Source organism: Corynebacterium sp. MSK297, assembly GCF_030232885.1.
Lineage (GTDB): Bacteria > Actinomycetota > Actinomycetes > Mycobacteriales > Mycobacteriaceae > Corynebacterium.
The window spans coordinates 1-15,168 of sequence record NZ_JASPGD010000004.1 but is presented as its reverse complement, the minus strand read 5'-3'; the positions used below and the strand labels follow the sequence as shown (position 1 = coordinate 15,168).

Annotated in this window: 13 protein-coding genes; 4 read left to right on the top strand and 9 right to left on the bottom strand. The window is 54.6% G+C overall.

Going from position 1 to position 15,168, the window contains the following annotated elements:
• The first annotated feature begins 52 nt into the window (after positions 1-52).
• Positions 53-2,236 (top strand): malate synthase G, encoded by a 2,184-nt coding sequence (gene glcB / locus QP888_RS05170; protein ID WP_284812444.1) that lies wholly within the window; start codon positions 53-55, stop codon positions 2,234-2,236.
• Between the two features lie 101 nt (positions 2,237-2,337).
• On the opposite strand, the gene QP888_RS05165 is transcribed toward glcB, so the two are convergent.
• The 5 genes from QP888_RS05165 to QP888_RS05145 form a co-directional block, all read right to left on the bottom strand.
• On the bottom strand, positions 2,338-3,090 hold the full coding sequence (locus QP888_RS05165) for a DUF1648 domain-containing protein (protein ID WP_284812443.1): 753 nt from the start codon (positions 3,088-3,090) through the stop codon (positions 2,338-2,340).
• Positions 3,074-4,120, bottom strand: a complete 1,047-nt coding sequence (locus tag QP888_RS05160) for an enoyl-CoA hydratase/isomerase family protein (protein WP_284812659.1) — start codon at positions 4,118-4,120, stop codon at positions 3,074-3,076. The genes QP888_RS05165 and QP888_RS05160 overlap by 17 nt, the downstream gene beginning before the upstream one ends.
• Before the next feature lie 167 nt (positions 4,121-4,287).
• Complete coding sequence (locus tag QP888_RS05155; protein ID WP_242722878.1) at positions 4,288-4,611, bottom strand: putative quinol monooxygenase; 324 nt, start codon at positions 4,609-4,611, stop codon at positions 4,288-4,290.
• Positions 4,612-4,674: 63 nt separating this feature from the next.
• Entirely contained in the window at positions 4,675-5,151 is a 477-nt protein-coding gene (locus QP888_RS05150; protein ID WP_284812442.1) for a hypothetical protein, read from the bottom strand.
• Between the two features lie 94 nt (positions 5,152-5,245).
• The gene (locus tag QP888_RS05145) at positions 5,246-7,090 is read right to left on the bottom strand and encodes an ABC-F family ATP-binding cassette domain-containing protein (protein ID WP_284812441.1); all 1,845 of its coding nucleotides are present in this window, start codon (positions 7,088-7,090) and stop codon (positions 5,246-5,248) included.
• A gap of 190 nt (positions 7,091-7,280) precedes the next feature.
• Between QP888_RS05145 and QP888_RS05140 the strand changes: the two genes are divergently transcribed.
• On the top strand, positions 7,281-8,600 hold the full coding sequence (locus QP888_RS05140; RefSeq protein ID WP_284812440.1) for a hypothetical protein: 1,320 nt from the start codon (positions 7,281-7,283) through the stop codon (positions 8,598-8,600).
• A gap of 63 nt (positions 8,601-8,663) precedes the next feature.
• On the opposite strand, the gene QP888_RS05135 is transcribed toward QP888_RS05140, so the two are convergent.
• The 4 genes from QP888_RS05135 to QP888_RS05120 all read right to left on the bottom strand — a co-directional run bounded on the left by QP888_RS05135 (position 8,664) and on the right by QP888_RS05120 (position 13,043).
• On the bottom strand, positions 8,664-9,740 hold the full coding sequence (locus tag QP888_RS05135) for a 4-(cytidine 5'-diphospho)-2-C-methyl-D-erythritol kinase (protein ID WP_284812439.1): 1,077 nt from the start codon (positions 9,738-9,740) through the stop codon (positions 8,664-8,666).
• Positions 9,741-9,776: 36 nt separating this feature from the next.
• Positions 9,777-10,691, bottom strand: a complete 915-nt coding sequence (gene rsmA, locus QP888_RS05130) for a 16S rRNA (adenine(1518)-N(6)/adenine(1519)-N(6))-dimethyltransferase RsmA (RefSeq protein WP_284812438.1) — start codon at positions 10,689-10,691, stop codon at positions 9,777-9,779.
• A gap of 19 nt (positions 10,692-10,710) precedes the next feature.
• Positions 10,711-11,877 carry a resuscitation-promoting factor gene (locus QP888_RS05125; RefSeq protein WP_284812437.1) on the bottom strand — a complete coding sequence of 389 codons (1,167 nt, stop codon included), beginning with the start codon at positions 11,875-11,877 and terminating at the stop codon, positions 10,711-10,713.
• 320 nt (positions 11,878-12,197) lie between these two features.
• Positions 12,198-13,043: a TatD family hydrolase gene (locus QP888_RS05120; protein ID WP_284812436.1), complete on the bottom strand. Its 846-nt coding sequence runs from the start codon at positions 13,041-13,043 to the stop codon at positions 12,198-12,200.
• Positions 13,044-13,802: 759 nt separating this feature from the next.
• On the opposite strand from QP888_RS05120, the gene QP888_RS05115 reads away from it, so the two are divergent.
• Positions 13,803-14,438 carry a hypothetical protein gene (locus tag QP888_RS05115; protein WP_284812435.1) on the top strand — a complete coding sequence of 212 codons (636 nt, stop codon included), beginning with the start codon at positions 13,803-13,805 and terminating at the stop codon, positions 14,436-14,438.
• 454 nt (positions 14,439-14,892) lie between these two features.
• On the top strand, positions 14,893-15,168 hold a 276-nt coding region (locus QP888_RS11255), incomplete at its 3' end, for a hypothetical protein (RefSeq protein WP_284812434.1).

The following is a 15,168-nucleotide window of genomic DNA, read 5'->3' as shown; positions in this document are numbered from 1 at the left end:
ACCGGTCACCTACTCCCCTGAGGGTCTGACCGCGAGGATTAGAAGGAGTTTTATGACTAGCAAAGACACCACCCCACGCACAGAGGTTGCAGGCCTCAACGTCGACAACACCCTCTACGAATTCGTCAACGGCACCGTGCTGCCACGTATCGGCATCGACGCCGACAAATTCTGGAATGGTTTTGCAGACATCATCCGCACCCACACCCCGCGCAACAAGGAACTATTAGCGCGCCGTGACGAACTGCAAAAGACCCTCGACGAACACTTCCGGGCCAACCCAGGCCAACCAGATCCAGTAGAACACGAGAAGTATCTGCGCGAGATCGGCTACCTGGAAGACAAGCCAGCACCAGCTGACGTCACCACCGCCAACCTGGATTCCGAAATCGCCGACGTTGCTGGCCCACAGCTTGTCGTTCCAGTTCTCAACGCACGATTTGCACTAAACGCTGCTAATGCGCGTTGGGGTTCGCTGTACGACGCTTTGTACGGCACAGACGCTATCTCGGAAGAAGGCGGCGCTGAGCCAGGTGATTCCTATAACCCGGTGCGCGGGGACAAAGTCATCGCTTGGGCCCGAAACTTCCTGGACGAGGTCGCTCCCCTGGAAAACGGTTCGCATGCCGACGCCGAATCTTATGCCATCGACGGCAACAAGCTGACAGTCACCGTGAATGGCTCCACCACTAGCCTGGCCAATCCCGAACAGCTCGTCGGTTTCAATGGCGAGAAATCCGCACCATCCGAGGTGGTGCTGCGCAACAACGGCCTGCACATCCTGATCCAGATCAACCCAGAACACCCCGTCGGCAAGACCGATAAGGCCGGGGTTTCGGACGTCATTCTAGAATCAGCCACCTCCACCATCGTGGACTTCGAAGACTCCGTTGCCGCCGTCGACGGTGAAGACAAAACCCTGGGCTACTACAACTGGTTCGGTCTGAACACCGGTGAGCTGAAAGAAGAGCTGGAAAAAGGCGGCAAGACCATCACCCGTAAGCTCAACGACGACCGCACTTACACGGACCTTTCCGGCACCGAACAGACCCTACACGGTCGCGCTCTGTTGCTGGTGCGCAACGTCGGTCACCTGATGACCAACCCAGCCATCCTGGTCGACGGCGAAGAAGTCTTCGAAGGCATCATGGACGCTGTTTTGACCAGCGCCTGCGCTATCCCAGGATTGCAATCGGATAACCCTCGGAAGAACTCCCGCGCGGGCTCAATCTACATCGTGAAGCCAAAGCAGCACGGTTCTGCCGAAGTAGCGTTCACCAACCAGTTGTTCGCTTCGGTGGAAGAGCTACTGGGCCTAGAGAAAAACACCCTGAAGGTTGGCGTGATGGACGAAGAACGTCGCACCTCGGCCAACCTGGCTGCTGCGATCACCGCGGTCAGCGAGCGCGTTGCCTTCATCAACACCGGCTTCTTGGATCGCACCGGTGATGAGATCCACACCTCCATGCAAGCTGGACCGATGGTGCGCAAGGCTGATATGCAGACCGCGCCATGGAAGCAAGCGTACGAAGACATCAACGTCGACACCGGTGTCGCACTGGGACTGCCTGGTAAGGCACAAATCGGTAAAGGCATGTGGGCCATGACCGAGTTGATGGCAGACATGCTGGACAAAAAGATCGGGCAGCTGAAAGAAGGTGCATCAACCGCCTGGGTGCCATCCCCTACCGGCGCAACTTTGCACGCCACTCACTATCACCACGTCAATGTGCCGCAGGTGCAGGAAGAATTCCGCAAGGCCGGCGAGCGCGACAACTTCCACAACCTGTTGACCGTCCCGGTTGCCGAAAACCCAGACTGGTCCGACGAGGTGAAGAAGGAAGAAGTCGACAACAACTGTCAGTCCATCCTGGGCTACGTGGTCCGCTGGGTAGAACAGGGTGTCGGTTGTTCCAAGGTCCCAGATCTTTACGACGTCTCCCTGATGGAGGACCGCGCTACCCTGCGTATTTCCTCACAACTGCTGGCTAACTGGATTGAGCACGACGTCGTCAGCAAGGACTTCGTCGAGCAGGAGCTGCAGAAGATGGCAGAGGTCGTCGACAAGCAAAACGCTGGCGACGACGCCTACCGCAATATGGCTCCGAACTTCGACGATTCGGTGGCATTCCAGGCAGCTCGCGACCTAATTTTCAAGGGCACCGAGTCCCCATCCGGATACACTGAGCCGATCTTGCACGCTCGTCGTCGTGAGTTCAAAGCGAAAAACGCTTAACAATTCACCGATTCGTCCTGGTGTGCTCAAGCGCGGAAACAGCGCAGTGGTACACGAACACGAGTTCCACGTGGCCTAGTTCCTGTAGCAAAATTCAGGGGCTAGGCCACAACTATTGGCAGCGCCACCACCGCAAGGATGGCTGGAATAAAGATTCCGGCGATCCACCAGGCAGTGCGGTGCGCAAAATTCACGGTGACATTCATCCCCGGTTCCAGCTCTACCCATAGCCTCGGGTTATCCGGGTTGTGATAAAACATTCCATATTTGAGCTTATCTCGGGGATCGTCCGGTGGATAGCGCTCATCTAATTTCTGCATGATCCGCGCGCTACCCACGACAATGCCGAAAGCGACTGCGAGAATCGCACCGATAAGCAACCACAGGCTGACTGCCCCGGTGCCCACAACAGGAAACTGAAACAATCCGGCGGTAATGCTGACCACCAACACCACCACGAGCGCGAAACTAAACTTTCCTAGCATCGGCTGCATCAGCTGCGCCAGTAAACGCTGCCGATTAATCGAACGTTCGGGTTTGTCTTGCAAGCCATTTTTGGTCTGGCCTGCAATTCCCACCAAAATCCCGCCAGCGCCCGCACCCACTACCGTGGCGATGGCTGGGCCCACAGCAACATGAGCTATCGCGGCGGGAAATGATTTGTTGGTAAAGCCATCTGCGTGCCCGGAAGCATCGAAGTGTGTAGGCATCGGGTCTGGCACGGCATGCCAGTTAATCCAAATAAAACCCAGCGCGGCAACAATGACTGCTGTACACGCTAAGTACCAGCCGAACTGAAATTTCGGGGGTTCCAGACGGTCGGTTTTGTGACCGGTATTACCGGAGGAGTGCACGGATCGCCTCCACATCAACCTCGGAGACCGCATCCGGCTGGAACTGCGGTTCGTCGTCTTTATCGACCAGCACGCAGCGCACGCCCTCGTCGAAATCCGGACGGCCGCGCAAGTATTCACCAACTCGGTATTCGTTATCCAAGGCGTCGGCAAGTGAATCAACCTGTGCATTCGCCCGGAAAATTTCCGCAGCTGCCACCAGCGAGGTCGGCGATGCATGTTTCAAGGTGTCATTCACGCCAGTGACGAATTCCTGATCTTCGCATTGTTCCACAGCGGTGACGACATCAGCCCAGGAATCCTGCGCAAAAACTTCCTCGATAGTCTCAATCTGCGAGGCCAACGGCGCGGTATCCGGGTTCGTGTTCGCATATTTTTCCACCGCAGCCGCGTATCCGGATTCGATAACTGCTTCGCGGAAAGCGTCGGCATCATCGGAGGCAATCTGGTGGGTGGCATAGCCGGTCCAGAGCAGATCCGCGGCCTTCATCCGGTAGGCGGTCGTCGCCAGGTACAACGCCAAGGCACGAGATGCCTTGCCCCGAGAACCAACCATGCGCTGGAAGAAATACGTCATACCGACGTCGGTGATAAACCCAATGAGCATCTCTGGCATAGAAACAAAAGTTTTATCGGTCACCACACGGTGCGAGCCAAAAGCACTAATCCCGGTACCACCGCCCATGACCACCCCATCCATGAGTGCAATGAACGGCTTCGGGAACTTATCGATGGCGTCGTTAAGCGCATATTCTTTGCGGAAGAACTCGTCGACGCCGGCCTTATTGCCCGCGAGACCTTGTTCACGTGCCGCGCGTACATCACCACCGGCACAAAAGCCCTTCGGGTTATTGGAATAAATCAATACTTGTATAACAGAATCATCTTTCGCCCATGCATTCAGCGCCTGGTGAATAATCTCCACCATCTCCAAATTCAGGGAATTCAGCGCCTTCGGGCGGTTGAGTTCAAGAATTCCCGTTCCATTACGAACAGAAGTAATTACTTGTTTATCCTGTGTATCAGTCATTGCACCATTAGCCATAGCACCATTAGTCATAGCCCCATTGTGGCACAGTTAACACAATGAAGTGAGGGCTATAGCACCCCCTCTCCTCTACGGAGCCAGGATTAGTACTACAGCCCTCGGGTACAGCACGTAGCGTGAAAGCTACACTACGACAATTTAATATGGAACTACTTGACCTGGAATTCAGCCATTTCGTCCCACTCGGTCTTACCCTCGATCAGGGTGTTGATGATCTTCGGGGTTTCAACCAAGTACTTTGGCATCTCCTCGGTTGCACGCTGGAAGTGCTCAGAGGTGACGTGGGCTTCCGCACCATCATCGGTGAAGCCTTCTACCAGCATGAAGTGGTTGGCATCTTTCGGGTCGCGGTACCAATCAAAGAACAGGTTCTTTTCTTCCGCCTGGGTAGCTTCCGTGAACCAGGACACCTCTTCCAGGAAGTTTTCGGCGTGCTCTGGCTTTACTTGGTAAGAAACGTTAATCAAGATCATATTTTCGATTATACGCTTCATTTAGTTGATGTGTACACAGCGTTAGCGTGTGACTACGCACATTTAGTGCAAGAAAAATTCCGCCAAGTACACGTTGCCGTGCGCATCAACGCCCGAAACACCATATCCCTTGCCATCATCAGTGCGATTCGTAGGGCTTAGCAACCTAGCAATACGCTGCGCAGCCTCATGCGGAGCGAGCCGGTAGATATTGCCCGTCCCGCGGTCATGAGCAGTATTGCCACGGCCAACATTGGCGTGGAATTCCACTTCCCCGCGCGCAGCCTGATTAGCCCAGTCCTGGGCAATGCGCTGGGCTTCTTCATTGCTGTGGTGCCCCATAGCCAGCAAGTGCAACTTCGTAGCCTGTTCCAAACTCCAGGACGCTACGCCAGCGCTGGCAGCCGAGGACCCAGCCGTCAATTCTTGCGGCATGGGCAAAGCAAAAGAAACAGGCTGCGCCGACGCCGCCGCAGGAATTCCCGCGCCGATTACTGTGCTTGCTGCGAGCGCGGTGAAGAATTTACGTGAGAAAGTCATGCCTTCATGGTGACATACCCTTCAGGCAAAACCGCACCTTTAGCCCAGCGTGTTGGCCAGACTTCCCAGAATCAACGACACGTCGGCGCGGCAATTAATGCGCATCCAGCGTATCGGCCAGCTCCAACCACTCGGCTTCGAGTTCTTCCCGGCACCTTGCCACCTCAGATTTCTCTTCATTGAGCTCCGTCAACCGCTGCGTGTCGACGTTTTCAGCAGCCGTCGCCATTTTCTCATCGAGCTGTGCTTCCGACTTTTCCAACTTATCCATCTTGCGCTCCAGTGCACGCATAGCCTTGGTGATCTCACGTTCTTGCTGCGCAGAAATTTCGGGTTTGCCGGGCGATGCCGCCGAACTGGTACCGCTACCACCGCCCCCTGGGATTTCATCTGACCTATTCGGCCCCAAATCCAGTGCTCCGCGCGGTGCATCACCTGCAGAAGCAGCGCGCACCTGCAGGTATTGCTCAATTCCGCCCGGAAGATGTTGCAAATTACCATCGCCAAACAAGGCGTAGGCAGCATCGGTAATACGCTCGATCAAATAGCGGTCATGCGAGACCACCACCAGAGTGCCAGGCCACTCGTCGAGCAAAGATTCCAATTCTTGCAACGTATCAATATCAAGGTCGTTGGTGGGCTCGTCGAGAAGCAAAACATTGGGCTCACTCATCAACACCCGGGTTAATTGGAGGCGTCGACGCTCGCCACCAGACAGATCACCGACCGGGGTGCGCTGGCGTTTCGGACTAAAACCAAGACGTTCCGCCAACTGCGAAGCAGATAGCTCCTTTGTGCCCAGGTGCACATAGGTGGCCACATCTTCTACCGCATCCAGCAGTCGCCGCTGCGGGTCGAGATCATCGAGTTCCTGACGTAACCAGCCCACACGCACGGTTTGGCCTTCAATGCGTTTGCCGGAAGCGAGTTCGTGATCGCCTGCCAAAGCGCGCAGCAGCGTCGTCTTACCAGAACCGTTAACCCCGACCAGTCCCACGCGCTCACCAGGGGCTAAGCGCCACGTGAGATCGTCGACAAGCACCTGCCCGTCAGGGGTTTCTAAGCGCGCATTTTCCAGCTCGATAACCTTGCGGCCCAACCGCTGTTTGGAAAACGACATCAGCTCGACGCTATTGCGCACCGGCGGAACGTCTTTAATTAATGCCTCAGCAGCCGCGATCCGGTATTTCGGTTTCGACGTCCGGGCTGGCGCGCCACGACGCAACCACGCCAATTCCTTGCGCGCCAAATTCTGTCGGCGTTGTTCGGCTGCTTCTGCTTGCCGCTGGCGCTCTGCCCGGGCAAAAATCCAGTCATTATAGCCACCGTCGTAGACATCCACCTGGCCATCGTGAACCTCCCAGGTCAATTGAGCAACCGTGTCTAAAAACCAGCGGTCGTGGGTCACCACGAGCACCGCGACTTTGCGACGCAAGAGGTGATCAGCCAGCCACTGCACGCCTTCCACATCTAGATGGTTAGTGGGCTCGTCAAGTACGACCAAATCGAGGTCTTGCACGAGAGCGGCCGCCAAATTCACCCGCCGCTTCTCTCCTCCCGAGAGTTGGCCAACCGGTGTATCCAACCCTAATTGCGCGACGCCTAGGCCACCCAATACATCGCGTACTTTCGCGTTCGAGGCCCATTCGAAGGTATCGAGGCCTAGCGGTTCCACCACTGTGCGCCCAATCGTTGCTGCAGGGTCGAGCTCTGCACGCTGGGTGACTACGGCCATCCGAAGATCTGAATTTCGCGCCACCCGGCCACTATCAGGTTCTACTAAGCCTGTCAGCACCTCCAACAACGTCGTTTTACCGCCACCATTCACGCCGACGACTCCAATGCGCTGCCCCGATTGCACACCCAGCGATACACCATCAAGGAGGGTTTTCAGGCCGAAAGATTGCGAGATATTCTCTGCGTTTAACAGGTTCACCATAGTGATTCCATTTTAAAGCACCCTGACTATCAGCCGCTAAGGACAGCCATGCGCGACTGGGGGTAACCAGTGCACGATGCTTAACTCGCAACACTTTCTGGCCGCACCTAAAAAGATACGAGGTTAAGATACGAGGTTAATCAGCTAAGACTTTTTGCACGTTGAATTCATTTTCATTACTGTGAATTCTATGAAACGCCGTATATTTTCCACAGTCACGATGGCAGTAGCAACCTCTTTCGCGCTTGCTGCTTGCTCCAGCCCAGATGAAGACGCCACCAGTGCCCAGGAAACCACCTCCACCTCAGAGGCTCATAATCACGACCACGAAGGCCACGATCACGATGGCCCCAACGCTGATGATGCGGATCTGACCGAGGTCTCTTCTCTACCGCAACGCGTCGTACTCTCCCACGACAAAGGCTTGACGACGATCGACCCATCCACCGGCGACATTGTCGACGAAGAAGAAATCTCCGGATTCCACCGCCTCAACCCTGCTGGCAACACCCGCCACCTGTATGTTTCCGGAAAAGACGGCTTCACCATCTTCGACACCGGTGCTGTGACCCAGCCACACGGAGATCACAACCACTACTACGAGAAGTCGCCTGAGCTCACCGACAACATCCTGCCAGCTGATAAGCCTGGCCACGTCGTCCAGCACGACGGCAAGACTGCGCTTTTCGACGATGGCACTGGTGACATCACCATCTTCGACAACGACGAACTCCAAGATGGCACGGACACCATGCGCCCTGCACACATTGTGACTGCCGAATCCGGCGATCCGCACCACGGTGTGGCAGTTCCCTTCGAAGACGGTAGCTACCTGACCACCGTCGGCACCGAAGACGAGCGTCACCGCATCGAATACCGCAGCATGGACAACGAAGTATTGGCCTCCACCGACGATTGCCCAGGCATTCACGGCGAAGCGGTCGCGCAAGGCGGCAACGTCGCTTTCGGCTGCACCAACGGTCCAGTCATTTTCGATGTAGAAGACGAAGAATTCCACAAGGTTGATGCCGGCGATATCGCCAAAGACGGCTACCAGCGTTCCGGAAACCTGGCCGGTAGCGAAGATTCCCCCATTGTTCTAGGCGACAACAAGACCGACGAAGACGCAGATCTTGAACGCCCAACCTCCGTCGTTCTGATTGATACCACCGACTACTCCATGAAGAAGGTGGACCTCGAGGATTCCTACTGGTTCCGTTCCCTAGGCCGCACCGGTGACGGCGACGGCGTGGTGCTGACCTACGACGGCTATTTGAACATCATCGACGTCGAATCCGGCGAAGTCACCGACCGCATCGAAGTTATCGAACCATGGAAAGAAAAGGATGAGTGGCAAGAACCTGGCCCGATTCTGAAGGTCGATGGCGATATCGCTTACGTCACCGACGCAGAAAACAAGGAATTCCTGATGGTCGACCTGAAGGAAGGCGAAGTGCTGACCCGCACCGAGCTGGACTTCGAGCCGGTGGAAATGGGCGTTGCGAAGTAACGGCAACGTAGTCACCCCGCCATGCAGAAAGCCGTAGGAAGCTTGTAAGTTTTTCCGAAAAGCTTAGCTTTCTACAAGCTCCGCGCGAGCAGCCGGGCTCGAGGCAATAAGGCCACGAGTACCGGCTATTTTCTTTTCTACTTCCGCAGCCACCTGGCGTGCGGCTTGTTCGTCAGCGCACAGAAACGCACAGGTAGGTCCGGAACCTGACACGATTCCTGCGAGTGCACCGGCCTGATATCCGGCCTGCACAAGCTTTCGTAAATCCGGACGAATCTGCAGAGCTGTCGCTTGTAGATCATTACGCAACAAAGCGGCTACCTGCTGCGTATTACCAGCTTGTAGAGCAGCCTCCAGCGCTGCAGTCTCTTCGGGGCTGGGGTCCGTCTTTCTCAAGCCGTCAGACAGTTCATCAAATGCGGAGAAGACGTGCGGCGTCGACAAGCCTTGTGCATTGGCCACCAGTGCCCAGTGATAAACACCGGTTGTGGGAACTGCATGGAGTTTTTCTCCCCTTCCCTGACCAAGTGCGGTATGCCCATGTAGACAAAAAGGAACATCCGAGCCGAGCTGTGCAGCAAGCTTCTGCATTACCTGCTCATCTAATGCGGCTACCCCTGCATAACTAGAAAACAAGGCATTCGCGGCACGCAAGGCAGCTGCCGCGTCCGCGGAGCCGCCAGCCATGCCCCCTGCCACCGGGATATTTTTGTTGATCGCGATCGTTACCTGCGGCAGCGTCAATTCCTTCGTGTGTTCTGCGCGTAGCGCTGCCGCAACCGCATCGACAGCTTGCCAGGCCAGATTGCTCGCATCCGTGGGCACCGATTCACTGTCCTGCCCGGTCACTGTCAGTCCTTGCACAAAGGTGTCGTGGATTGGAGAATCGTGAGCAACAAAATAGCCTCGGTTAGACTCCTGGAGCCCAGAATCATCAGAGGTGCAGGCAGAATCCGACTCTGTCTCGGCACAAGTTATCCGTACCGTGTCGGCTAAATCCAGCGACTGGAAAATAGTCACTAGCTCATGAAATCCATCAGGGCGCGCCGGACCTACGGCCAAGTGCAGATTCACCTTGGCAAATGCCCGCGCGGTACACGATTTATTAGGGCTTGTTGGTGTGAAAAATTCGTCTGCCATCGTTTATGCCTTGCCGTATTCGTCGTGGTCTCGGTCTTATTCACCCAATGCGAGGCGAACGTAATCGGCAACACTGAGTTTTTCGCCCCGTAAACCAGGGTCGATATCGACTGCCCGCAATGCTTGTTCTGCCTGGGTTGCCGAACCATAATGCTTGGACAATGCGGCGCGTAGCGTCTTCCTGCGCTGTGCAAAAGCCGCATCGACAATAGGAAAGACCTCTCGGCGCGTGTCGTCGCTAATTGGCCACGGGCTGAGACCATCTGGAAAACGCTCGATGCGCACCAACCCAGATTTAATCGTCGGCGCGGGCCAGAAAACATGTTCCGCGATGGTGCCGACGCGAGTAACCGTACCGTAAAAACTGGCTTTCACGCTGGGTACACCATAAATTTTACTGCCAGGTTCGGCAGCTAATCGGTCTGCAACCTCTGCTTGCACCATCACCAGTACGCGACTAATGCTCGGAAATTGTGCTAATAAATGCAGTAACACCGGCACCGCAACGTTGTACGGCAAATTAGCAACCAGAGCCGTGGGCGCAGTAATAATGTCCGGGGATGCGGCCGCGACTTGTTCTGGGCTCACACGCAACGCATCAGCTGTGAGCAAAGAAAAACTATCCCCCCGTTGACCAGCGCGCGCTGCCACCGTTTCTGGCAATTTCGCGGCCAGTCGCTCATCAATTTCAATGGCCGTCACATGCTGAGCTACTTCTAACAGACCAAGGGTCAGTGATCCTAAACCAGGACCGACTTCCAGTACGTGATCGTCGGCACGTACCTTCGCGGTATCGACGATGCGGCGGACCGTATTGGCATCGTGCACGAAATTCTGCCCCAACTTTTTCGTGGGGGTGATGCCAATATCATCGGCAAGGGCCCGTATTTCTACCGGGCCTAAAAAATCTACGGTGCCTGGGCTTTCGGGGCTCACCTCATCATTTGCCATGCAGGTAGTTTAACAGTTGTTAGCGCAGCCCCATCTTGGCAGTACATGCTGGCCAAGCTCCCCACCCTTGGGCAGCCTGGGTCTTTTTCGCAATCTCAATCTGCTGTTCGCGGGTAGCAAGGTCCGCGGTTGGCGCGTAGGCAGTTCCGCCATACGCTGCCCAGGTTCCGGCGTTGAATTGCAAGCCACCGTGGTAGCCGTTGCCGGTGTTGATGGACCAATTTCCGTTGGATTCACACGCAGCGAGCTCATCCCACACCGATCCGCCAGCCACAGCCGGAGCTTCCGGCGCCGATGGCGTAGCCGGTGCTGGCTTGGTGCCGCGCGCGATGACACGCTTTTGTGCTGGGGAAGTTTCGTGCTCATCAACTCTGTCGACGGATTCTTCATGTCCATTGACGATTTTTTTGCGCAAAGTGACTTCCCGGTTACCCATGGTGCCTGCTTCTACCACCTGCTCATCGCCTTCTGGCATATTCGCATCATCGCGGTACACCACTTCCGGTTCGATCGGCTCGTTGACGCGCTCGTCTTCGAAATGTACCCGATCGATGACGACATCCATACCGGTGGTTAGCGCGGTATCCTCCGGCACGTGCAGCCGGTCGAATTCACCCAGGTGAATATCACGGGCATCCAACAATTCCCCCACAGTGCGTACTGCTTGCTGGGTGTAGACAGTCTTACCACCATCGGTAATCGAGATAATTTTTGGAGCCACGGCTTCCAGTTTCATTCCGGTAGTCAGTTCATCATCACCCGAGACTTCCTTACCATTCGCAAGCAATTTGGCACTCCGGTGTAGACCGTCGATTTCGTTGCGTAGCTCATCAATGGTGCTGGCGGTAGTAGTCAGCTCGGTATCCGCACCGTCGATGGTAACAGCCACTGGTTTAGTGGTACGTACGGTGATGGTATCGCCTTCACGCACCCCTTCCGACAGGGCCGGGGAAATAACATCATGCGCACTCAGCTCCAGATCGGCGTCGGCAAGCGCTGCCTCAACGTCGCTGGCGAAGGTCGAAAGTTCAATCATTTCGCCATTGGCATCAACGACGATGTCTTTCTGCGCATCAAGCCCCACGACACCCCCGACCAACAGTGCACCAACGACGCCTCCAGTGGCGACGCGCAAAGGCGTCGATGCATTGGAGTTGATCCGCTGGATCTGTTTCTTGGTGGACATGGACTCCCCTAAATCTCTAGGATTCTCGAACTGTTTTCTCCGCACGACAGCACAGCTAACCGAAACGGCTATACAAAGCTGCACTAAAGCCAGATACGAACACGCGATCTCAATTTTGTTACTGAAAAAGCATTATCACTCGGTAGCTATGATAACAATACGATAACGCGCGCAGTGGCGGCGAAACGCAAGCATAATTCACCTGTCACAAACTTCACTTAACACTCAAACGTCACCAATACCACTCACGGCACAATCAGCCTGGCCGAATAGCAACTGTGAAATTTAGCACACAATCGTGTGTGGCACCATGACGCTACCTACGACTCAGACTCCGTAGCCAGCCCGTACACGCGGTAATAGGTGTCACGTACTTCCGCGGCCAACTCTTCCGGGTTCTGCCCCCGCTGCTTCGCAACACACAGGGCGGTATGCCCCACCAACGACGGCTCGTTGGGTGCACCACGAAAAGGCTCGGGAGTCATAAACGGCGCGTCAGTCTCGATCAATAACTGCCCCTTCGGCACCAGAGACGCTGCTTTCCGCAATTCGTCATTGCGCTTGAAGGTCACATTTCCGGCAAAGCTTAATACCCATCCACGATCAATGGCTTCCCGCGCCATCGCGACAGAGGACGAAAAACAGTGCAGCATGACTTGTGGTGGCGCTGGTTCATCATCCAGAATGCGCAACAGGTCTGCGTCTGCTTCTCGGTTGTGGATCATCAACGTCTTGCCTACCTCGCGCGCAAGCTGCGTATGCCAACGCAGCGAGGCTTCCTGTTGTTCCAATGTCGCCGTTGACTCCGGAGAATGCTCGATCCAATAAGAATCCAGACCAGTTTCACCAATGGCCACGCAGTTTTCGTCGCGGGCCAGCTCAGACAGCCGGATTTTCGCATTCTCATCCAGTTGGTGTGCCTTGGTCGGATGGATCGCACACGCGGCATGCAGATTATAGTGCTGACGAGCGGCTTGCAACGCCAGCTCTGCTTCGGCTAAATCGTCTCCGACAGTACATATCTCGCCAATACCGCCAGCGATGGCACGCTCAACTAATTCCGCAATGCTACTTCCACGGCACGACGTGAGGTGCGTGTGCGCATCAACTATTCCGGTAATTTCCGGGGCAGGAAACGGCTGTGGGCGTGATTTCTTCTTCGACATAACGCCCCAGTTTAATAGGCAGCGTTGTACAAAGCGCCTGAAGTGCCCCAGGTTTTATTCCGTCTGAGTAGAAGGGAAAATCTGGAGAATACCAAAGAAAATTACCCAGGATGCGAAGGACCGTGTGGTCCGTCTCGTGGCATACTGCCCGGCAATGGGTGCAGGCGGCTCGCCGTTCGAGAACCATCCCAGAACCTGTACCTGAAGATTTGGCCGCCGAAAACACGAGGCTACGACGTGAAAACCACAAGCTACGTGATACCAATGAGTTGTTGAAAGCTGCCTCAGCTTTTTCGCCTCACGACTCGACCCACAACATTAAGAAATGATTCGGTTCATCGATGGACCTGCCCCCCTGTTTGAGTAGGTGTCATGGTGGAACGAGACAAGGCTGCATCAAAGCTTGGGATACCGCGCACCGGTCGAGGTTGAAGACGCGTTGTGGGAACAAGATGAGTCTCGGGAAATAATAAAAAATAGGGTAAATGCCTAGAAACAAAACCCAGTAAACTTCACTAACAAAACGTCCGCATCCCCCTTCTTTCGTTTAACCCATAATTCGAATTTGGGCGGGTAATTCCATTGTCATGTTTTATCTTCACTGGTTGAAACTTGAGTAGGAATGCCCTTGAAGAATACCGTTGACTTCGATACCGTTACAGGGAAGCGTGTTGGACTGCGGTACGAGGACAGATGGATATGCGACGCATGAAGATAAAACGCCTGTTCAAAGAGGTGTCAATAGTCATCGGGGTATGAATGGTTGCTACAGGAGGCACAGCTGCATCAGCTGCACCGGAAGAAAACATTTCCTTGGTTGAAGCATTCGCATCTAATCTGCGCGTGGCTGCAGAGCAGGGGGATAGGCAGGCGATATCCGATTTGAGCAAGTTCGAACAACTGCCCTCCGATAAGCTTTCAGAGTTAGAAGCATTTTTTGAAGGAAAGCGCTTTCCGAACCTTAATTATGGTGAGGGTGAAACGGTAGCCACTGATGGTGATTTTTCACGAGAATTGAAGATATCGCCGAGCATGACGTATTACGCAGGTGATGGCGAGAAATATATTGAGTCGTCGGACGAATTTAAGTTCTCAGGGATTAGCGTCACGAAAACTAAAGTGGGTGGATCGTACGAGACGAAACCGGGGACGGGTGCCACACGAATTCTTGGACATCAGTGCAACGTGGTGCATAATTATCAGCCGTTTTCCGAGGTAAAAACTGATAAGAGCGATGCCTATGTCTCGAGTGGGAATGCGACATTTCTCTGTTCTGTAGAGGTGAAGCATGGTGTACCGTCGCCGTGGGGACGGATCAGCTGGAGCATGAAAAACGCGACACAGGGCGTGATCGGAAATGGTAACGGCGATGTGATTAATCAGGGGTGGATGTAAATTTCACAGATCCAGTTAGCCGCTCTGCAAAGCGATAGGATTTCTCCATTAGAACCACAGCCGGTTGATTACGTTTTTATGTTGCTCACGACTGCAGCTGTAGTCTTATTAGCCGTAAGCTTGACTGCATTTTTTAGGCAACCTAACAGACAATGGTCGGATGTTTGGGTAGTGCTCTTTTTGGTGTTAATACCTCTGATAGGGCCTATAGCGTATTTGTTGCATGTGCGTTCCCACAGGAAGAAGGACTAAAACCGTAGATGAGTAAAGAAAGGCCCAGCTTTACGCGACTGGGTCCGTTTGTTTTGCTCGATTTTCTTTCCTGCCGGTATTCACTCAATGAGCCCTTCTCATTGGGCTGCTTCTTTGATAGCACGGACGATACGTCAGTCTTGCTGATTCGGCCGCGTTAGTTCTCGGCGAGACGTTCAATGAGTTTCCAGTCTTTGGTGAAGTGTCTGAAGTGTACTGGGTTTTGTTCCTAGGCATTTACCTTATTTTCCATTATTTCCCAGGACTCATCTTGTTCCCAAAACCCGACTTCAACCTCGACCGGGGTTCGGTACCCCAAGCTTTGGTGGAGTCTGGATTCATTCCACCAATTCACCCACTCAAACGTCGCGATCTCCACCTCGACAACGTCATTCCACCTGTGAGGTTACCCTCGTTTAGTGGACACCCGATTAATGCGGATCTTGTGTCCGTAAGAGAGGATGCTCATTGTGAGTCA

Excerpts from the sequence above, each read along its gene's own strand:
- QP888_RS05120 (WP_284812436.1), bottom strand. The coding sequence starts at position 13,043 with ATGTCGAAGAAGAAATCACGCCCACAGCCGTTTCCTGCCCCGGAAATT.
- QP888_RS05155 (WP_242722878.1), bottom strand. The coding sequence starts at position 4,611 with ATGATCTTGATTAACGTTTCTTACCAAGTAAAGCCAGAGCACGCCGAA.
- QP888_RS05125 (WP_284812437.1), bottom strand. The coding sequence starts at position 11,877 with ATGTCCACCAAGAAACAGATCCAGCGGATCAACTCCAATGCATCGACG.
- QP888_RS05140 (WP_284812440.1), top strand. The coding sequence starts at position 7,281 with ATGAAACGCCGTATATTTTCCACAGTCACGATGGCAGTAGCAACCTCT.
- QP888_RS05160 (WP_284812659.1), bottom strand. The coding sequence starts at position 4,120 with ATGACTGATACACAGGATAAACAAGTAATTACTTCTGTTCGTAATGGA.
- glcB (WP_284812444.1), top strand. The coding sequence starts at position 53 with ATGACTAGCAAAGACACCACCCCACGCACAGAGGTTGCAGGCCTCAAC.
- QP888_RS05115 (WP_284812435.1), top strand. The coding sequence starts at position 13,803 with ATGGTTGCTACAGGAGGCACAGCTGCATCAGCTGCACCGGAAGAAAAC.
- QP888_RS05145 (WP_284812441.1), bottom strand. The coding sequence starts at position 7,090 with ATGGTGAACCTGTTAAACGCAGAGAATATCTCGCAATCTTTCGGCCTG.
- QP888_RS05135 (WP_284812439.1), bottom strand. The coding sequence starts at position 9,740 with ATGGCAGACGAATTTTTCACACCAACAAGCCCTAATAAATCGTGTACC.
- QP888_RS05150 (WP_284812442.1), bottom strand. The coding sequence starts at position 5,151 with ATGACTTTCTCACGTAAATTCTTCACCGCGCTCGCAGCAAGCACAGTA.
- rsmA (WP_284812438.1), bottom strand. The coding sequence starts at position 10,691 with ATGGCAAATGATGAGGTGAGCCCCGAAAGCCCAGGCACCGTAGATTTT.